This is a genomic window from Spirosoma gilvum (genome assembly GCF_054776815.1).
The window spans coordinates 40,701-62,125 of sequence record NZ_BAAHBH010000003.1 but is presented as its reverse complement, the minus strand read 5'-3'; the positions used below and the strand labels follow the sequence as shown (position 1 = coordinate 62,125).

General features: G+C 48.2%; 12 protein-coding genes. 7 read left to right on the top strand and 5 right to left on the bottom strand.

Features of this window, described 5'->3' with window-relative positions; translation table 11 throughout:
• The first annotated feature begins 22 nt into the window (after positions 1 to 22).
• Positions 23 to 3,364 (top strand): UTP--glucose-1-phosphate uridylyltransferase, encoded by a 3,342-nt coding sequence (locus ACYVFD_RS08615; RefSeq protein ID WP_461089497.1) that lies wholly within the window; start codon positions 23 to 25, stop codon positions 3,362 to 3,364.
• A gap of 158 nt (positions 3,365 to 3,522) precedes the next feature.
• Complete coding sequence (locus tag ACYVFD_RS08610) at positions 3,523 to 3,972, top strand: hypothetical protein (protein WP_461089496.1); 450 nt, start codon at positions 3,523 to 3,525, stop codon at positions 3,970 to 3,972.
• Positions 3,973 to 3,980: 8 nt separating this feature from the next.
• Here the strand turns inward: ACYVFD_RS08610 and ACYVFD_RS08605 are convergent, their stop codons facing one another.
• From ACYVFD_RS08605 to ACYVFD_RS08595, 3 genes are all read right to left on the bottom strand, one after another.
• Complete coding sequence (locus ACYVFD_RS08605; RefSeq protein WP_461089495.1) at positions 3,981 to 5,177, bottom strand: DmpA family aminopeptidase; 1,197 nt, start codon at positions 5,175 to 5,177, stop codon at positions 3,981 to 3,983.
• A 152-nt stretch (positions 5,178 to 5,329) separates the two neighbouring features.
• Positions 5,330 to 7,168: a glutamine--fructose-6-phosphate transaminase (isomerizing) gene (gene glmS / locus ACYVFD_RS08600; protein ID WP_461089494.1), complete on the bottom strand. Its 1,839-nt coding sequence runs from the start codon at positions 7,166 to 7,168 to the stop codon at positions 5,330 to 5,332.
• A 167-nt stretch (positions 7,169 to 7,335) separates the two neighbouring features.
• Positions 7,336 to 8,142: a glycogen/starch synthase gene (locus ACYVFD_RS08595; RefSeq protein ID WP_461089493.1), complete on the bottom strand. Its 807-nt coding sequence runs from the start codon at positions 8,140 to 8,142 to the stop codon at positions 7,336 to 7,338.
• Between the two features lie 155 nt (positions 8,143 to 8,297).
• Here ACYVFD_RS08595 and panC point away from each other — a divergent pair, with 155 nt between their 5' ends.
• Positions 8,298 to 9,137 (top strand): pantoate--beta-alanine ligase, encoded by an 840-nt coding sequence (gene panC, locus ACYVFD_RS08590; protein WP_461089491.1) that lies wholly within the window; start codon positions 8,298 to 8,300, stop codon positions 9,135 to 9,137.
• Positions 9,138 to 9,148: 11 nt separating this feature from the next.
• Here the strand turns inward: panC and ACYVFD_RS08585 are convergent, their stop codons facing one another.
• Together ACYVFD_RS08585 and ACYVFD_RS08580 are read right to left on the bottom strand one after the other, a co-directional pair.
• The gene (locus tag ACYVFD_RS08585) at positions 9,149 to 10,300 is read right to left on the bottom strand and encodes a M28 family peptidase (RefSeq protein ID WP_461089490.1); all 1,152 of its coding nucleotides are present in this window, start codon (positions 10,298 to 10,300) and stop codon (positions 9,149 to 9,151) included.
• A 65-nt stretch (positions 10,301 to 10,365) separates the two neighbouring features.
• Entirely contained in the window at positions 10,366 to 11,049 is a 684-nt protein-coding gene (locus ACYVFD_RS08580) for a M15 family metallopeptidase (RefSeq protein ID WP_461089489.1), read from the bottom strand.
• Between the two features lie 139 nt (positions 11,050 to 11,188).
• On the opposite strand from ACYVFD_RS08580, the gene ACYVFD_RS08575 reads away from it, so the two are divergent.
• The 4 genes from ACYVFD_RS08575 (at position 11,189) to ACYVFD_RS08560 (ending at position 21,404) form a co-directional block, all read left to right on the top strand.
• Positions 11,189 to 12,424, top strand: coding sequence for a nucleoside recognition domain-containing protein (locus tag ACYVFD_RS08575; protein ID WP_461089488.1), 1,236 nt, complete (start codon positions 11,189 to 11,191; stop codon positions 12,422 to 12,424).
• Positions 12,425 to 13,150: 726 nt separating this feature from the next.
• Complete coding sequence (locus ACYVFD_RS08570; protein WP_461089487.1) at positions 13,151 to 16,339, top strand: SusC/RagA family TonB-linked outer membrane protein; 3,189 nt, start codon at positions 13,151 to 13,153, stop codon at positions 16,337 to 16,339.
• An 18-nt stretch (positions 16,340 to 16,357) separates the two neighbouring features.
• Complete coding sequence (locus tag ACYVFD_RS08565; RefSeq protein WP_461089486.1) at positions 16,358 to 17,836, top strand: RagB/SusD family nutrient uptake outer membrane protein; 1,479 nt, start codon at positions 16,358 to 16,360, stop codon at positions 17,834 to 17,836.
• Between the two features lie 418 nt (positions 17,837 to 18,254).
• Entirely contained in the window at positions 18,255 to 21,404 is a 3,150-nt protein-coding gene (locus ACYVFD_RS08560) for a SusC/RagA family TonB-linked outer membrane protein (RefSeq protein ID WP_461089485.1), read from the top strand.
• Positions 21,405 to 21,425: the final 21 nt, after the last annotated feature.

Below are 21,425 nucleotides of genomic sequence, written 5' to 3'. Positions count from 1 at the left end.
AGTCTGTTTAGCCAATCTCAACATGAATATTTTCATAGAAACAATTACGTCTACCGATCCCGCTATTCGTAATCGATCCTTTTTTGACCTTAGCCGAAATCTATCGGCTACTAGTCTGTTAAAGACCCTGCGAGAGCTGGATGGCTTCCGAAAGTCAACCCCGAACTTATACGACAAAGTCAGAGCGATTCTCTTCCTGTATGCCGGTTTCCGGTTCTTCCTGATGGAGACCAGGGAAATTCCGGCCATTGGCAAAATTCCCTATGCGGGTTTCGACGATTTACTGTCGCGCCGATTCGAGCAGGCGATTGCGCTGTTTTGGCAGGAATTGGATAAACAAGGCCCTAACGCCACCTTACTCAGCGCTCTGGCCGATAGCTACCACCAACTGTCGTTCCAGACATTGGCCGATCAGGTTCGCAAAAGCGTTCGTTCCAGCAAAGGCAATCAGTGGATGTTTCGGGTAGGCCACCAGACCGAACACCCGATTCGGATTCACCCACGCCTGCTCCAACGTCTGGATAATTCCCTCTTCTACCCGATTCTGCACGAGCAAACGTCCGTGCGGATGGACTTAACCCATAGCGGCTGGTCGGACATTTTCTTTCTGGGAATGGACTACCCGGAAGGCGCTCGTGTCATCAATATCTCCATCGACCTGGGCGTTTTCGGGCGCGACAAAGACATACGTCCCCCTCTGAACTGCTACATTCGGGTTATCTCCGAGCCCGTTCTACGCCTGACCAGCGTCGATTTGAACACGACCAAAGACGTTCATGACCTCGATGATCTGTTCAACTTTGGGAATGACTACCTGAGTCTGGTCAAAGCGGGGGTTATTGCTTCCGGCCTGATTCCGCCCTCATTCGAAGGCACGAATCAATCACTGGCCGACATCCTGGCGCGTATCGTTGCACCGGGTATGGGCATTGAACTGGTCACGAAAGTGAACGATATCCCCAAAGGTTCGCGATTTGCGGTATCGACCAATCTATTAGGGTCTATCATTAGTTTGCTGATGCGGGCTACATGCCAAACGCAAAGTCTGGAAAATGGCTTGCAGGAAAGCGAACGGCGACTGGTAGCATCCCGCGCTATTCTGGGCGAATGGATTGGGGGTTCGGGAGGTGGCTGGCAGGATTCGGGGGGCGTCTGGCCGGGTATTAAAGCCATTCAGGGTACGTTCGCGCAGGAGGGCGACCCCGAGTTCGGTATCAGTCGAGGCACGTTACTCCCTCGTCACCGGGTGTTAGAAGGCGAAGAAATCCATCCCGACATTCAGGAGAAGATTATGCATTCACTGGTGTTGATGCATGGCGGTATGGCCTCCAACGTTGGGCCTATTCTGGAGATGGTAACCGAAAAATACCTGCTTCGGGGTGATAACGAATGGAATGCCCGACAGCAAACCAACCAGATATTCGATAATATCCTGAGTGCCATCAAAGAAGGGGACATCAAAAAACTCGGTCAAAACACGGCGCGTAACTGGGAATATCCCATAAAAACCATCATTCCCTGGGCTTCCACTTACTTTACCGAACAGATTATTGCCAAGGCTAAGAAACAGATCGGCGATGATTATTACGGCTTCCTAATGCTAGGCGGTATGTCGGGTGGGGGTATGGGCATGTTTGTGAATCCAGCGCATTATGAAGATTACAAAATGCAGGTGCTGGAGATGCTTCGAAAAACCAAAAACGATCTCTCCGACATATTGCCCTTTGCTATGGAGCCGGTCGTGTACAATTGGAGCATCAATAACAAAGGCACCTGGGCTAATTTGCTGGAAGGTAATCAGGCGATGATGCCCGAACAATATTACGGCATTCAGGTATCGGAGCTGGTCCGAAAAGACCCAAGTTCGATTCCGTACGTCCGTCGGGCTGAGATCGATTACTTTACCACTTACTGCGATCAGAATAATCTGGCTTACCCCCTACTACGCACGATCGTCAGTAATCTATTTAAGGTTTCTGACCCTACGTCGCAGGGTAATCGAAGCGTAGAAAACGAAAAAGCTGACCGGATTAAGAAAGAAAACGGCTTCGACTACATTCAGCACAACGAAATTCGCGAGGAACTGCAAAAAGGTCGAATTGGCTTATCCCGCAACCGATTATCGGCCGAAACTACCATCGACGATGTGTTGCCGGGCGACCTGGTTTCGCTGGAATCGCTACCATCCGCTATTCAGACAGGCGAAGCGGCAATCCGAGCGGGTAAAGTTGGGATTATGGGGCTTGCCGCTGGCGTAGGTAGTCGATGGACAAAAGGTGCGGGGGTAATCAAGGCCATCAATCCATTCGTAGAGATCGACGGCGTTCACCGGAGTTTTCTGGAAATCCATCTGGCTAAAACCCGTAAGGTTGCGGAACGCTATAATGCCCCCATCCCATACATCGTAGCCACGAGCTACCTGACGCACGAACCCATTCGGAAAAAGCTGGAGCAAACCGGCAACTTCGGGTATCAGGGCCCAACGTTCCTGTCGCCAGGTCGTTCGATCGGGCAACGCTTTGTGCCGATGGAACGGGATTTGCGGTTTCTATGGGAAGATATGCCCCAGGAAACGCTGGATGAGAACAAGCAGAAAGTTCGGGATGCCGTACGCCAGTCGATGATTGCCTGGGCCAAATCGAAAGGCGAAGGCAGCGATTATGTCGACAATATAGCCGCCCAACGATTTTCGCCCCTGGGACACTGGTATGAAGTCTCGAACCTGCTGCGAAATGGTGTTCTGGCAAAGCTACTGGCTGAGCAGCCGCAGGTAGAAACGATCATGCTGCATAACATCGATACCCTCGGTGCCGACATCGATCCGGCAGCGTTGGGCTATCATCTTGAATCAGGTAATACGTTCACCTTTGAGGTAGTGCCCCGTCGCATCGAAGATAGAGGGGGTGGACTGGCTCGGGTAAATGGGCAGCTTCGGCTGTTGGAAGGACTGGCGCAACCCCGCGAAGAAGATGAATTGAATCTGAGCTATTACAGTACCAACACCACCTGGATTCAGGTCGATCTGTTGCTGCAACTCTTTGGCCTTACTCGTGCTGATCTGCAAACCAGCGACGACGCCCAACTGGCTAAAGCCGTACGGAGCGTAGCCCATCGGATGCCAACCTACGTGACCATTAAAGATGTAAAATACCGCTGGGGACACGGGCAGGAGGATATTTATCCGGTAGCTCAAATCGAAAAGCTCTGGAGCGATATGTCAGCGCTGGCCGATGTGAAGTGCGGGTATATCGAGGTTCCTCGTTCCCGTGGTCAGCAGATGAAAGACCCGGCTCAGCTAGATTCCTGGGTCACCGACGGCAGCAAAGCCCACGTAGCGTCGTTATGTACATTTGTACCTGCTTAATGAATGCTTTTTCCTTAAATAGAACACAGATTGTTATGATGATTATGATTTATTAAGATCTGTGTAAATCATAATCATCATAACAATCTGTGTTCTATTTGGGGTAAAATCGAGCCGCAATTGCTTTTACAAAAAAGCCCCGTATCGCACACATAATCATGAGATTAACCACTACCTGTTTCTTACTTGCATCCATTGCTATCTTATCCGCTTGTTCCACTAAACAGCCTGACGCACCGCTTATTGGAACCTGGGAGCTGGTGTCAGCTACATCGATCGAAAAAGACTCCAGCTTTTCTACGTTTGATCCGACCCACAAAATGATCAAGATTATCAATCCGACGCATTTTGCCTTTCTCAATCACGCTACCAACCCACCCAAAGATTCTACGAATCAGTTCTCGGCAGGTGGAGGAAGCTATACGCTCAAAGACAGTGTGTATACCGAAAACCTGGAATATTTTAGCGATAAGGCGTGGGAAAACCACAAATTCGAATTTGTCGTCAAAATTTCGAACGATACGCTGATTCAGAAGGGAGTCGAAAAAATAGAGAAACTCGGCATCGACCACATCATTATCGAGAAATATAAACGAGTCACGAAGTAGTAATGTAATCAATTCTTATTCAGTCGATTATATTGCTTCAAGACTTTACGAACCGTTTCGTGGGGTAGTGCTGGAATAAAGTTGTCATTGATACCTTTCATGTCTTTAGCACCTACCAACGCATTCAGAATGGCTTCTTCCGTGGCTTGGGCGGTGGCGGTAAACAAAGGGTCTATCTGATCGTTCGTTAGCATCTCGACTGCCTTCGTTTTCGCTTTCCGGTCAAAAACACCAGGGTTGGCCGTTGAGAACGTCAGAAAAATATCGCCCGAACTGTTGCCGCCAACGCCACCCATTTTGCCAATACCCAGCGAAACCCGTTGGGCAATGCGTTTCAACTGATGCGGCAGTAGTGGAGCGTCGGTCGCCACAATAGCAATAATCGACCCTCGCTCGTCGGATTGTTTCGGTTTCGGCTTGCCGTAGATTTGTTCGCCATTGAGTTGCCAAGATAAGGTATCCAGCAACGCTCGCCCAACCGGTACACCCGCAATGGTCAATTGTGCCCGGCTCCCAAAATTGGCCTGCACCAATACCCCAACTGTATAGCCATTGACCACCCTCGACGACGTGCCAGTACCACCTTTGAAGCCAAGGCAGATCATACCCGTTCCACCGCCAACAGCCCCTTCGGCAACTGGACCACTTTTAGCTCCATCAAGTGCCGCCATTACATGCTCTGCCTTAACATGAAAGCCGTTGATGTCATTCAGTACACCATCGTATGTTTCGGCGACAAGCGGGTATGAAAACCAGATGTCGTTGCCTAAATCTTTATAGAACTTGTTTTTGGCTTCCCAGGCCACAGCGGCATCGCGCACGATACCCACGCTATGTGTATTCGTAATCAGGATGGGCGTTTCCAGAAAACCAGATTCGGTGATCCAGGTAGTGCCGGTCATTTCGCCATTTCCGTTGAGCGTATGCCAGTTGGCAAAGACAGGATCGCAGGTTTTGCCACGAGGTAAAATGGCCGTCACACCCGTACGAACCGGTCCCTTACCTACGTCTAGCTTACCATTCCCCGAAATAAGCGTCGTCATACCCACTTCAACGCCTTTTACATCGGTGATGGCATTGTATCGCCCTGGCGTCCCGTCGAGCGGAATACCCAGATCACGGGCACGAGGAGTGGATTGAGCATGCACGAGTGACAGCGTTAAACCAACGATTAACAAGTAAGGCAGAGTGAGCTTTGTTTGCATAGAAACATATTGAAAGCATGCTTTACAAAATAGCCGATGTAACATTAAACATAGAGGCACAGAGATCACAGAGTTTTTAAGCAAATTTCTCTGCAATCTCAGTGTCTCCGCTTCGGCGGTCCGATGTGTTTAAATCAATTTTTCAGCCTGAATCACTCTACCGTTACCGACTTGGCCAGATTCCGTGGCTGGTCGACGTTACGACCACGCATAACGGCAATGTCGTACGCCAGCAGTTGCAGGGGTACAACCGATACCAGTGGCATCAGCACCTCATGAACTTTTGGGATTTCGATGGTAAAGTCGACCATGCCCGGCAGGTGTGTATCACCTTCGGTCGTGATGGCAATAACCCGCCCTTTGCGCGCTTTCACTTCCTGAATATTCGAAACGACTTTTTCGTACGACGAATCTTTAGTGGCAATGACCACGACGGGCATATCTTCATCGATCAGTGCAATAGGACCGTGCTTCATTTCGGCAGCTGGATAGCCTTCGGCGTGGATATAACTGATCTCCTTCAGCTTCAAAGCCCCTTCCAGAGCTACGGGGAAATTAAGCCCACGGCCCAGGTAGATGAAGTTGCGGGCGTAGGTGAAAATGTAGGCGATCTCTTTAATCTTATCGGCAGCCTGCAACACCTTCTCCACTTTAGCCGGAATACTTTCCATTTCGGCCAGTAATTGCCGGAACAAGGAGTCAGAAATAGTGCCCTTCCGTTTGGCAGCGGCCAGAGCCATCAACGTCAGGACAGTTACCTGCGCCGTGAATGCTTTCGTACTGGCTACACCGATTTCGGGCCCAGCGTGGGTGTAGGCACCCGCGTGCGTTGCCCGCGCGATAGACGAACCAACCACGTTGCACACGCCGAAAATCGTTGCTCCTTTCGATTTAGCCAGTTCAATAGCCGCCAGCGTATCGGCCGTTTCGCCCGATTGGGAGATGGCGATAACAATATCGCCTTCTTTGATGATCGGGTTTCGATACCGGAATTCTGATGCATATTCAACCTCTACCGGAATACGGGCTAATTCTTCAAAAATATATTCAGCTACCAGCCCTGCGTGCCACGATGTGCCGCAGCCAACGATCACGATCCGCTTCGACTTCGCCAGCTTGTCCAGATAATCGCGTAAACCGCCCAGTTGCAGCGTTCCGGCATCGACCTGTACGCGCCCCCGCATCGAGTCGGCAATAGAGCGGGGTTGCTCGAAGATTTCCTTGAGCATGAAATGATCGAAACCGCCTTTTTCGATGGCTTCGAGTTCCAGCTCTACTTTGTGGACGTAGGGGGTTGTGGTGGTGTTATCAAGCGTAACAACTTTCAATTCACCATTTTTGATGACCGCGATTTCGTAATCGTTCAGGTAAATTACGTCTTTGGTGTACTCCACAATGGGTGTAGCATCCGACGCCAGAAAGTACTCATTTTCGCCAACGCCAATCACCAATGGAGAACCTTTCCGGGCAGCAATCAACTGCGTAGGATCACTCTCGCTCATGATCACAATGGCATAGGCTCCTACCACTTCCTGTAACGCCAGCCGAACGGCATCTTCAAGCGTTCCCCCCTGATTTTCCCAAATATCCTCAATAAACTGGCCCAACACTTCGGTATCCGTTTCACTGCTGAAAGTATGCCCTTTTTTAAGCAACGCCTGCTTTATAGCCGCGTAGTTCTCAATAATTCCGTTATGGATAATAGCCAACTTCCGATGAAACGAGTAATGCGGATGCGCGTTTACATCGTTGGGTTCTCCATGCGTTGCCCAGCGCGTATGTCCCATGCCGATGGTTGCATGGGTTTCTTTCCCATCCAGTTCATGTTCCAGGGCGGCTACTTTCCCTTTTTTCTTATAAATTTTTAAACCGTGTCCATTCATCAGGGCAACACCGGCGCTGTCATAACCCCGATATTCCAGACGCTTCAACCCTTTTATGACGAGTGGGCACGCTTCCCGGTGCCCAACGTATGCTACAATGCCACACATAATTTCAAGTGTCGTTTTTGGTACACAACAGCTAATCACCTACCTGTGATCATCTGTTGTACAAGTTGAATTCAGAAAGTAAAGTAAATGCAAAAAGCCGGACGTTCCGGCTTTTTGTTTGATTGATTTAACAACCTCTCTAAAAATGACTCTGGTTATACCTACTGCTAACCAGCCAGTTGCGTGTATAAATTGTAGTAACGATCCGTCAGATCATCGGCTTCGGCCAGATCAAATTTATGCTCCGGCATATCGTCCAGAATCGCATTCAGGCTTTCGCTCGATTCTTCATCGGCCCGCACCACGGCATCCGCATAAGCACAACCAATCCGAATAAATCCTTGAAAATCGGCGGTTTTCAATTCGGCCAGCATTTCATCATCAATGTCCATCATCCGGGCTTTTTCGATAATGTCGCCCTCAAATCGATGCTCAAATGAATTGTTGTAGACCGTAAAAACTGACTTTGTGTCTTTAAACATCGGGTCGTTTTTGTAGGTCGTTTTCAGATACAGCGGAATCAGGGCTGTCATCCAGTCGTTGCAATGGACGATATCAGGCGCCCATCCCAGTTTTTTTACGGTTTCCAGAACCCCTTTGCAGAAGAAAATCGCCCGTTCGTCGTTATCATCATAGAATCGGTTTTCTTTATCATGAAACACGTATTTCCGTTGGAAATAATCTTCGTTATCGATAAAGTAAACCTGAAGCTTAGCCGTTGGGATCGATGCCACCTTGATAATCAGGGGCTTTTCATCGTCGCCAACCGCAATGTTAATACCAGACAACCGAACCACCTCGTGCAGCCTGTTTTTCCGCTCATTGATCAATCCAAACCGGGGCACCAGAATTCTGATTTCCATTCCCCGCTCCTGCATGGCTTGTGGCAGTTTGCGAACAAAGTCGGCAACGTCAGAAGTTTTTAAGAAAGGATTGATTTCACTAGCGACATAAAGGATGCGTAATTTGCTCATAATCGGGAAGCGTGTGTTGTCTTGAGAGAATCAAAAAACTTGCAAAATTAAACAAATTTTTCCCATATTTCAATACATTTTCCCCTAAAAAAGATACGTATTCGCGTAAAAAAGAGCTGAATCATGTATCATTGCAGGCTCAAAAAATTAGCCTCATGAAGCGTTTTGAAAAAGCCGATGCCATTCGTCAATACCTGCACACATTTCGCAATGAAAGTACCATTGGTTTCGTACCAACTATGGGCGCACTGCACGAAGGCCATCTGGCGTTGATCGAAACAGCCCGTCGCGAAAATGACGTCGTTGTCAGCAGCATTTTTGTCAATCCAGTTCAATTTAATAATCCCGACGACCTCGCCCGCTACCCCCGTACACTCGAAGAAGACTGTCAAAAACTCGAAGCGGCAGGATGCGATGTAGTCTTCGTTCCATCCGCAGACGAAATGTATCCGAAGCCGCCTACCCTTCGCCTGAATTTCGGCCCGTTGGAAACGGTTATGGAAGGTGCTTTCCGGCCTGGCCATTTCAACGGTGTCGGCATCGTAGTGGCTAAATTGTTCAACATTATCCAGCCCGACCGAGCGTATTTTGGCCAGAAAGACCTGCAACAGGTGGGCGTTATCCGGCAACTTATCCGCGACCTAAGCTTTCCGGTTGAACTGATTCGTTGCCCTATCATTCGTGAAACCGATGGACTGGCCATGTCGTCGCGTAACCGCAACCTTACCCCTGCCGAACGCGAACAGGCTACGGCTCTATTTCAGGCGCTGACGCTCGCTCATGATTTGTTATTTGATGGAAAAAGTATTGGACAGGCCAAGGAAGCCGTTACTAACTTTTTCAGTAAAAAGCCTGTTTTTCGATTGGAATACGTCGAAATCGTCAATGCGGATACCCTCCAGCCCACCGATCATGTTCTGGCACCGGGCCAAACGGCGATTTGCCTGGCCGCTCATCTGGGCAACGTTCGACTCATTGATAATCTGGTGTTTTAGGGACAGAGATTCTATTTAGCCCCTTCATTAGCAATCAGCCAGGCCGTTTGTAACACTAGAGTTGCTCGTTTTTGCAGTAAATCGTAATCGATTTTATCAGCCGTGTCGGACGTCTGGTGATAGTCGGAGTGTTCGCCATCTGAGAAAAACAGCGCTGGAACGCCCGCTTTAACGAAATTGTAATGGTCGGATCGGTAAAAATACTGATTAGGGTCGGACTGGGTATCGTAGCCACCTTCATTTAACCCCAAATGAACGGATTGTTCATTGGCCTGCTTTGCCATTCGCAGAAGTTCATTCGTTTGATTTCCATTGATCAGATAGCAATAGTTCGGCTTTTTATGGTGATAGTTATCTACACGTCCAACCATGTCTACGTTTAAGTCGCAAATCAGTTGATTCAGGGGAATAGGGCTATTGGTAACAAAATACTGAGACCCTAACAGGCCTCCCTCTTCACCCGAAAAAAGCAGAAATAAAATGCTTCGGCGGGGCCGAATTCCCTGCCGCGCCAAACTGTCGAATACAGAAGCTACACCCAGAATCGTAGCCGTACCTGATGCATTATCGTCGGCACCGTGGTAGACACGCTTTCCGACTTTCCCTAAGTGATCATAATGCGCTGATAGTACGACCACCTCCTGTTTCAAGTCTGTTCCTATCAATAGACCACCGACATTATGGCTAAGCGATACGTTGTTACTGTCTTTGGCTGTGATTGGTAGTGGAGCTAATTCAAGCGGCTTATACGTTGAAGGAATTGACCGGTAGGATGATCTGCTGAACGAACCGGGCGATTGGTAAGCCCGAACGCTGCCGGATGACATAGAACCGTACATTCGTCCCATCCCAAATGGCACAGCATTGCCAACAGTAAAAGCAAATGTCTGCCGGAAAGAGCCTTGAACAGAATCAATGCGAAACGGAGCTAATAAGCGGCTTTGCCGGAATGATCGGGCACAATAAATCGATGCCTGCTGCTGCCCAATCGTACCCGTTTCGCGGCCCTGTAAACTATCGGATGCCAGCATAAAAACGTGCTTTTTAAGCAATTCGACCGACACTACAGCCGCCGAAACGTCCGACTGAGCCAACATTGGGAATTTTACTCCTAATACAATGAGAAAGGAGAGATAAGCAGCCCTCAAGCTTAGTAAGCGCATAATTGAAACCATAACGATGTAGATATCGCCACTTAGACGTCTATATCTTCCCATCGTTACATTCTTCAATCAACAATCCGAAACGCCATTTTTGCTTTCTCGCGCGAAAGGGCGTTGAAATGCCACCATTCGTATTCTATGGACGAGAAGCCTCCCTCCCGCATTGCCGTACGTAGAATCAATCGATTGTCGATTTGCTTTTGCGTTAGCTTACCAGCTTTTAACAAACTAGCTTCGCGCGACGGATAGGCCAGTTCGCCAAAGAAATCGTATTTGGTACCCATATCCAACGGCTTACCATCTTCAGTAGCCACCGTCAGGTCGACCGCGCACCCGTAGTTATGAATTGACCCTTCGCGGGGATCAGCAACATATTTTCGTCGTTCGCGTTCCGGCAGGTCGGGCAGCGCATTCCAGAGATTCCACTGGGCCGAACGTGGCCGGGCGGCATCATACACCAGCAACCGTAGGTTGGGATGGTGATCCTGTAAATATTTACTGGCTAACGCCATTTTACGGGCGGCCATCGGCTGCATATACGCCCGCGTCAGGTCCCCGTACACGTCTTTTCCGACGAAATTATCCGTCGTTGAGTATTTCAATTCCACCAGAATAGTCGGATCAACCTTTTGAACATCGACCAGCCCCTGTTTGATCATAGCCGCTTCGAAGGGTTGCGAATGAGCTGGATAAAGAGCGAAAGAGTGAAAGAGTGAAAGAGCGATGGTACAGAAGGCAATTTTCGTCATGTTATCAGAACGGCAGACTTGATTTAAGCGGAATGTTCCTGTAAACTTACAGGATTTCCAGGCAGATGACTACCGGAGCAAATGAGGTTTCTTCACTATTCGCTCTATCACTCTTTTGCTCTTTCACTCTTTATCACAGATGGCGCTTAATTATATCTGGGTTGCTTTTTTTGTTATTGCCTTTCTGGTGGCACTCGCCAAGCTTATTTTTCTGGGTGATACCGAAATTTTCAAAATCATTGTTGAGGGGCTTTTCGATTCTTCCAAAGTGGCCGTTATGGACATTGCCCTTCCATTGGCGGGTGTCATGACGTTTTTCTTAGGGCTGCTGAACATTGGCGAGAAAGCCGGGGCTATCAACTTTATGGCCCGAATCATCGGGCCATTTTTCCATAAGCTGTTTCCCGAAGTACCAAAAGACCATCCGGCCAATGGGCAGATGATCATGAACTTTTCGGCCAATATGATCGGTCTGGACAATGCTGCTACCCCGTTCGGCCTGAAAGCGATGGCTAGTTTACAGGAACTCAATCCGAATAAAGATACGGCTTCCAATGCGCAAATCATGTTTCTGGTACTCCATACATCAGGGCTTCAGATTATTCCACTGAGCATTATGGCGCAACGGGCTATTCTGGGCGCCAAAGACCCATCGGATGTCTTTATTCCCTGTGTAATTGGCACCTATGTTACGACCGTAGTAGCCCTAGTAGCGGTGGCCATTAAGCAACGAATCAACTTACTCAATGCTACAGTACTGGGCTGGCTAGGTGGCATTACGGCTCTGATCGGATTAGCCTTATGGGCGTTGTCGGGCCGACCGAAAGAAGAAATCGAAACCATTTCTAAAGTATTTGGGAATATGGTCCTGCTTACGATTGTGGTTGCTTTTCTGTTGGGGGCTCTTTGGCGGAAGGTGCCCATCTTCGAAACCTTTATTGAAGGAGCCAAAGGGGGATTTGAGACGACCGTAAAAATTATCCCCTACCTGGTAGGTATGTTGGTTGCCATTGGCGCCTTCCGGAATGCTGGGGCTATGGAATACCTGGTTGGAGGTCTAAAGTATCTTTTCTCCCTTACAGGCTTAAATACCGATTTCTCGGATGCCCTACCGGTTGCGCTGATGAAGCCCCTCAGCGGGGCGGGTGCCCGCGCACTTATGATCGATGCGATGAAGCAATTTGGGCCGGATTCGTTTGTGGGTCGTCTAGTCTGTATTTTCCAGGGGTCAGCCGATACTACATTTTACATTGTGGCCCTGTATTTTGGTTCAGTAGGCATTCGTAACTCACGGCATGCCATTCCTTATGGTTTATTTGCCGATTTCGTAGGGGTAGTTGCAGGAATTGCACTGGGCTATTTCTTCTTTCATTAAAGCTCCGCGCCAGTGCCAACTCCAGTCGTGGGCTGTAGATTACTTCATCTTATACTATCCATTTGCAGCACAAGTTGTCAATATGACTTTTCATGGATAAACAACCAACTATGTTAACCCATGCTAATAGGCTGCTCAAATAGGTATTTCAACGTAAAATACAATAATAAATGTCAAGACACTTAATTTCAGCAGTATAATATTATTCAGAATTTTATATGGCTCAATAACAAAAAGTGTCGTTTATACAGACTACTACATAATTCATGGGCAAATATTATTCGAACAAAGTGCCTTAGGTATTACAGATAAACTTAGGTATTACTACTGCTACAATCCTTCGACATTTCGTTTTTAGCGATTCAAAAATTATACAAGTGCATTGACAATGAGCACCTTAAGCAGATATACTCAGGAAATAAAAGGTTTGTTTACGGATGGTTACAAAAAGGATTCTTCGCCAAACTGGGTGCTTATTTTGAATTAAAGCGTATAAAACCAATAAATAATTAACAGAATCACAACTGATTAGGGTACATTTTCCAAAATTTTCAACAATCAGCCATAATCGTTCTAAAATCAATATTCTTCAGTACACGCACCAAGACGCATTATTAGAATATTACAAAATTTCTTCACCAAACATTAGTAGCAATTTGCATTCTATACATTAAATTTGTTCTCCAATTTTTTGGACGTTTAATATTATTTAATCTCTACTAACAAATGCGGAAAATTTTATTTGGAAGTTGGATGCTTACGTTATTATTCTGTCTGCCCGGTTTTGCACAGGAAATAACCGTGAGTGGCCAAGTCACTTCATCAGACGACGGGTCGCTTCTGCCGGGAGTGACCGTACAGGTAAAAGGTACCAATCGAGGTACAAACACCGACGCTCAGGGCAACTACCGCCTGGCCGCTTCTGCCAATAGCACTTTAGTATTTAGCTTCATTGGTTATACGGCGCAGGAAGTGCCGGTTAATAATCGTTCTGTGGTCAACGTCTTACTGAAAGGCGACACGCAGCAACTTAGTGAAGTAGTCGTAATTGGATATGGTACGCAAACCCGTCAGGATGCGACCGGAAGCATTGCTTCGGTAAAAGGAGCGACGATTGCTCAAATGCCTATACAAAGCTTTGAGTCTGGCCTGGCAGGTCGGTCGGCAGGGGTACAGATTACAGTACCCAACGGCGTATTGAACAACCCGCCGGTCTTCCGAATTCGGGGAACAAACTCCATTTCGCTGAGTTCGTATCCGTTGATCGTTGTGGACGGCATTCCGACCTTCACGGGTGATCAGGGCAGTACCAATGCGCCATCGAACCCCTTGGCTAGTATCAACCCGAACGATATCGAAAGTATGGACGTAGCCAAAGATGCAGCCGCTACTGCTATTTATGGTAGCCGTGCCGCCAATGGTGTCGTTTTCATCACGACCAAACGGGGTAAGTCAGGCAAAGTTCGGGTAAGCTATGATGGCTGGTTAGGCTTTTCGAATACCTATCGGCTACCTGAGATGCTGAATGCCAGCCAATACATTTCGTTCAAATCACAGGCAGTTGCCAACAACCCAACTGCTTCGGCCGTAAAATTCACCCAGACGAATGACGCCAACGGGAATCCGATCGATACACGCTGGTACGATTACATCTATCGGCAGGGCGTATCGCATAGCCACAGTCTGAACGTTTCGGGGGGTAGCGAAAACACCAACTATTACTTCTCGGTGGGTTATACGAACCAGAAAGGTGTTCTGAACAAAAACGATTTTGGCCGTATGAACGCCCTGTTCAACGTAGACAGCAAGTTGAGCAAGTTATTTACGGTTGGCGGCAAAATTGCCATTTCGAATGAGAAGAACCTGGCGGCAGGTACGTCGGGCTCGCTGAACGGCGAAGCGTTTAACACTGCCGGTTTAGGTCGTGTTGGTTTGGTACTGCCTCCAATTCTGTCGCCTTATAATAACGATGGAACGTATAACCTGAACGGGTCCGCCATTGGTATTGCCAATAATATTGTGGGTACGTCGGTTTCGTATCCAAATCCGCTGCCAATGCTGGATCAGAACCGGTCCAACACCGAAAACAACCATATCCAGTCGAACGCTTATATTCAGTTCAAACCGCTTGACTGGATTACACTGAGAAGTACCTATGGCATTGACTATTTATTGGTTGACAACGACTTATTCCAGTCGCCCCAGTCGAGTGATGGGTATAGCTCAACCGGTAATGCCACCAGCAACTTCCGCAAACTGAAAACCTGGTTGTGGACCAACACAGCTCAGTTTGAAAAGTCATTTGGTGGAGCGCACAACTTCAACTTGCTGTTAGGCCAGGAGCAACAACGTACAACGACCCTGGGTTATGGTATAAACCGCCAGAACCTGTCTGATCCTAACTATACGGTCATTCAGGCTGGTTATACGGTCAATAACCCATCCAACATGGCTTATGGCGAAAACTACCTGCTGTCGGGCTTTGGCCGTTTGAACTATAACTACAAGGAGAAATATTTCCTGAGTGGTAACGTACGTCAGGACGAGTATTCGGCTCTGGGTGAGAAAAAAGGCGTTTTCTATGGCCTTTCGGCTGGCTGGGAAATTACCCAGGAAAACTTCTGGAAATCGGCTTCGCTGGACAATATCTTCAGCAGCTTCAAGATTCGTGGTAGCTATGGTAAAGTGGGGAACATCGGTGGTATTAACGATTATTCGCCTTATTCCCTCTATGCATCTGGCTTATACGGTGGTGCAGCTACACTGGCCTTCAACGTTGTTGGTAACCCAGCCCTTAAGTGGGAAACGAGTACCAAAACTGACATTGGCATTAACTTTGGCCTGCTGAACAACCGGATTTCAGGCGAGATTGCCTACTACAAGAATGACATCGACAACCTGATTCTGAACGTAGCTCAGGCACCATCTACAGGGATTCCAGGTACATTATCAAGCGTTGCCTTTCCTCCGCAGAACGTTGGTACGATGTACAACAAAGGATTAGAGATTTCGCTGAATGCGCGTGTTATCAACACCAAAGACTTCCAGTGGAGCTCGAACTTCAACATTACCTTCAACAAAAACGAAGTAACGGCATTGGCGCCGGGTCTGAGCGTTCTGCAAACCGGCACCTCGAGCCTGGAAACAGTCAACCAAACGCAACCAGGTTATTCGCTGGGTTATTTGTGGGTTGTGAAAACCAATGGAGTTGATCCAGCTACGGGTAAGCGAATCTTCGTCAATTCGGCTGGCCAGAACGTGTACTTCCAGTACTACGCTCCTAGTGGTGAGTTCAACTATTCGACGACTCCCGATGGCAAAACCAAATACGTAAGCCCAACGGGTGGCACATCGATCACCCAGGCTACCGATGGCGTGATGTATGCTAATGTAGTGCCTAAGCAGTATGGTGGCTGGGATAACAACTTCAAATACAAAAACTTCGATCTCGGCGTTCTGCTGACCTATCAGTTAGGCTTCTCGGTTTACTACGGTACCAACGCGGGTCTGCACGATCAACGGTTCTGGAACAATGCGACGGATGTGCTGACGGATGCCTGGCAGAAAGAAGGCGACACGGGCAAAAAATATGCGAAGCCTGTGTTCAACGACAACACATCGAACGGTTCGGCTTTCCCGCTTGACATCAACGTCTTCAAAGGTGACTTCCTGAAAGTTCGTTCGGTTACGTTCGGCTATACATTGCCAAACAGCCTATTGTCGAAAGTAAAAATGAGCAACCTCCGCCTGTATGTCAGCGGTCAGAACCTGGCGGTACTTACCAAATACCCAGGTCCAGATCCAGAAGTATCATCGAATGGATCGACCACTTCAGGAAATAGTGCTCAGGGAGTCGACAGAAACACAATCGGTAATGCTCGCACGATCACCTTTGGTATCAGAGCCGGATTCTAATTCAAGAATAAGAAACACATGAAACGTTATTTCAACTATATAGCCGTTGTTTGTCTGACGCTAGTGGGAGCCAGTTCCTGTAATCGGGATCTGCTCACCCCAATCCCGCAGACATCCGTATCAGACGCATCCGCTTTCAGCACCGCCACGCGGGTACAAACTCAGCTTCTGTCGCTCTACGGCGCCTTGAAAGATGGTAACTTCTACGGTGGCCGGTACGTAATCTACGGCGACATTCGCGGTGAAGAATTCATCAACGAAACCTCTAACCTCGTAACGGGTTCCGACGTTTGGGGCTTAAACGCTACCAACAGCGCTACGGCTGTAGTAAACCTATGGTACTTTGCGTATCTGACCATCAATAAGTGTAACATCTTCCTGGATGGTATGGCCGCCGGTGGTTCCAATGTAGTGGGTACCGATGTTGCAACCAAGTACATTGCTGAAGCCAAGTTAATCCGGGCACTGAGCTATTACAGCCTGCTTCAATATTATGCTCGTCCGTATGCAGATGGCAATGGCAGCAAACCAGGTGTACCCCTACGCCTGAATGGCATCAAGGGAGTAGGTCAGTCGGATCTGGCACGTAGCTCGGTCGCTGATGTCTATGCGCAGGTATTGAAAGACCTGAACGAAGCCGAAGCCGGGTTGCCTTCTACCTATACTGCGGCTTCCGACAACGTTACTCGTGCCCATAAGAATACAGCCATCGCGTTGAAAACACGGGTGTATCTGAGCATGCAGAACTACTCGTCAGTAATTACAGAGGCCAATAAGATTGTAAGCGCAACGGCTCCCTTTAAAGCGTCGACCGGCGTAGCCAATCAGCTTGTACCTGACGTTACTACCTTGTTCTCAACCTACGTGAACTCAGAATCGATCTTCTCGATGCCAATGACCTCGACATCGGGCGATTTCCCAGGTACGCAAAACCAGTTGGCATACTACTTCTCGCCAAACACAGCGAATGGCGGGGTAGGTAATGGCGAATACTCGCTCAACGCAAAGGGTATTATTGCTGAACCCACTTGGACAGCCACTGACAAACGGCGGACGTTTATTAAGCAATCAGGAACAGGCGCTAACACCAAAAACTGGTTGATTAAATACAAAGCGCCAAGCCCTTACACGGATTACGTTCCGGTTATTCGCTACGCAGAAGTTCTGTTGAACTTAGCTGAAGCTAAAGTTCGCAGCACCAATACCGTCGATGCGCAGGCCGTAGCCCTGCTGAATGCCGTTCGGAATCGCTCGGATGCGGCAACGACATTCACTGCTGCCAACTTTGCCACATCTACCGATCTGATCAATGGAATCTTACTGGAACGCCGGATTGAATTCCTGGGAGAAGGTTTGCGTAACAACGACCTGGTTCGCCTGCTGCAGACAATTCCTGCTAAAGGAACGGTACCTGCTAAAGCGGCAACTGAGCCTAACTACATCTGGCCTATTTCAGCTTCAGAATTAGCCCTGAATAAATTGGCTACTGACAACTAATAACGGGCTGTTCAATCATCTTAAAGGCGGTTAACCTGATCAGGTTAACCGCCTTTATTTGTCAGTTATAAACAGAAATAAGTATTCATTAGAATAAGTTATAGCCAAATCCATTCATCAATTCATCACCTCACTCTTTTTATTAATTGGCAGGTAGCCTATAAATCTGGTTTATAGAACGATTAGCAACTACTTTAAGCGAATTTTGTTTAATTTTTTAAGTGAAAAACAAAATAGATGCAACATCGCCATAAACAAAATTGTCTTTTAAGATTTTCCTAAAAAACAAGGCAAATAGTTGCCATTTGCCGACAAACTATCTAAAAAAAGCGATATTTTTTTTACAATTTGTTAATATATAGGTAGTACATTTGTTGCCATTTAAAATGATTTAATATCAGTTAATCTCTACTCACAAATGCGGAAAATTCTATTAGGAAGCTGGTTGCTTTCGTTACTGTTCTGCTTGCCGCTTATGGCACAGGACGTTACCGTGAGTGGCCGCGTCACTTCATCAGATGATGGTTCCACGTTACCGGGCGTGAGCGTTCAGGTAAAAGGAACTACCAAAGGGACTACTACCGATGCCAACGGACGTTATCAAATCAGCGTACCAACTGCAGCCCGACTTATTTTTAGTTTCATTGGCTACACCAGCCAGGATCTTGCAGTCGGCAATCAAACAACGCTCAATGTTGCTCTGGTGGCTGGCTCCCAATCGCTCGACGAGATCGTTGTAACGGCGCAGGGTATCGAACGTGACAAGCGTTCACTAGGCTACGCAACCCAGGAAGTAGGTGGCAATATTCTGTCACAGCGCTCAGAGCCCAACCTGCTAAATGCCCTTCAGGGTAAAGTATCAGGGGTTCAGATCAACACACAAAGTGGTGCACCGGGTGCTTCGACCAACATCAACATTCGGGGTATTACGTCGTTCAACGGATCAAACCAGCCACTGATCGTGGTAGATGGTATCATCTTCAGCAACGATGTAAACAACACGCAGAACACCCTGTTTGGATCGCAACCGTCGAACCGTCTGGCCGATGTTAACCCCGAAAGTATCGAATCGGTCAACATTCTGAAAGGGCCAGCCGCTGCCGTATTGTATGGTTCGCGTGCATCGGCTGGGGCTATTGTCATCACCACGAAGTCGGGCCGGAACAACAACAACAAGACGGAAGTGACGGTGAATTCGTCGTACAACGTGCAGAACGTATACGGTATTCCCAAATTCCAGAACGACTACGGTCAGGGCGCCAACAACCTGTTCAATTCGACATCGACCAACTCCTGGGGGCCACCTTTTGCCGGAGGGCCAACGTCAGTAACGAACACGCAGGGGGGTGTAGTTCCTTATCAGGCTTATCCCAATAACGTAAAAGATTTTTACCGGCAGGGGATGATTCTGCAAAACTCGGTCAACATTGCATCGGGGGATGCCAACCGCAATTACATCCTGGCCATTGGTAATACATTACAGAACGGGATTGTACAAAATACGAAGTTTAACCGGACCAATGTTCAGTTGGGTGGCGAGACAAAACTACAGAATGGCCTGCGCATCAGTGCACAGGGTAACTACGTACAAACCGTATCGGCAGGCATTCCGGGTGGTAATGGTGCCAGTGCGTTCGGGCAAATTACCCGTATCCCACGCAGCTATGACCTGGCGAATGAGCCTTATCAGGATGCTACCGGGCGAAGCATTTATCTCTTGCCAACACTTAACAACCCACAGTGGAGCGTAAATAACGAAAAGCTGGACGGACAGGTTGACCGCTTCTTCGGCAACTTCCAGGTTGGCTATGATATTACCAAATGGCTGAACGTAGCCTATCGGGTTACAGGCGATACCTACGCTGACCGCCGTAAGTTGACGCTGCCAATTGGGGCCGGACGTGCTCCCCTGGGTGAAATACAACAGGACAATTTCTTCCGCAGCGAACTCAATGGCGACCTGCTGATTTCGGCTCGTAAAGACAATCTGTTTATGGAAGGTCTGAATGCCAACCTGCTGTTGGGTAACAATATCAACCAGCGTAAATCGCAGGAACTTTATACCGATGCCGCTTCTCTGACGATTCCAGGCTTTTATAATGTCAGCAACGGTACAGTATTTACAGGTAGTGGCGAAACAAGCACCCTCCGTCGATTAGTCGGGTATTATGGTCAGTTGTCGTTGAACTACAACAACTACCTCTTTCTGGAATTGTCAGGCCGGGCCGACCAGTCGTCGACGCTGCCGAAAGCCAATAATACTTACTTCTACCCGTCGGCAGCCGTAAGCTTTGTTCCAACCGACGCGTTCAAACTGAATTCAGACATTTTATCGTACGCAAAAGTACGGGCCAGCCTTGCCCGGGTAGGACGTGATGCCGATCCATACCTGCTCAACTCGGTGTATGTTTCCCAATCGTATGGTAACAACGTAGCAAGCATCACATTCCCGCTGTCGATTGCCGGTGCCAACATTCCTGGCTTTGGCGTCAGCTCACGTATCGGTAACAACAACCTGACGCCTGAGTTTGTGACGTCCTGGGAAGTAGGAGCTAACCTGGGCTTCTTTAAAAACCGACTCAGCATCGATGCTACGTACTTCGAATCGCGCAGTACAGATCAGATCTTCAACGTAGCCATCTCCAACTCAACGGGATATAGCACCCGGACGACCAACGTTGGGGAACTGCTAAACAAGGGGGTTGAACTGGTTGTCAATGCAACGCCTGTGCGTGTAAGCGGTTTCAAATGGGATCTTACCCTGAACTACACCCTGATTCGGAATAAGGTAGTTTCTATTGCCCCAGGTGTGAAATCAGCCAATATTACCGGTAACTCATTTACAGGTATTGCGCCGTCTATCTACGAAGGATTTCCGTATGGTGTTGTTGTAGGGACTGCCAACGCCCGCGTGCAAACCACCGATCCCAATGGACAATATTATGACCAGACGGGCCAGTATGCTGGTCAGTATATAGTAAATGGAACAACAGGCGCTTTTGCTCCGGGTATTCCTAATTCGGTGATTTCGACACCGCAACCGAACTATACGGCTGGTCTGACGAATACCTTCTCGTATAAGGGTATTTCATTGTCGGTACTGGTCGATACGCGTCAGGGTGGACAACTGTACTCGTTCTCAATGGTAGACCTTAAGAGTAATGGTTCTCTCTACGTAACCGGCCTCGACCGCGATCAACCTCGTATTTTACCGGGTGTTATTCAAAACGCCGATGGTACGTTCCGGCCTAATAACATTCAAGTACCCGCTCAAACCTACTGGGGAAATCTAGGTGGTCTGGCTTCAGAAGCGGCTGTATTCGATGCCACGGTTTATCGTCTGCGCGAAGTAGCTCTCAATTACACGCTACCCAAGGTGTGGTTCAATAAAACACCTTTTGGAGCGGTATCGGTAGGTGTCAGTGGACGTAACTTATACTTCTACGCGCCCAACTACCCAGCCGACCCTGAAATCAACACGCAGGGAGCCGGTAACATCCAGGGGCTTGACCTGAACGGCCCGCCAAATACCCGCAACTTCGGTGGTAACATTCGGCTCACGTTCTAATCAACTTATTCTTCCTTTAAG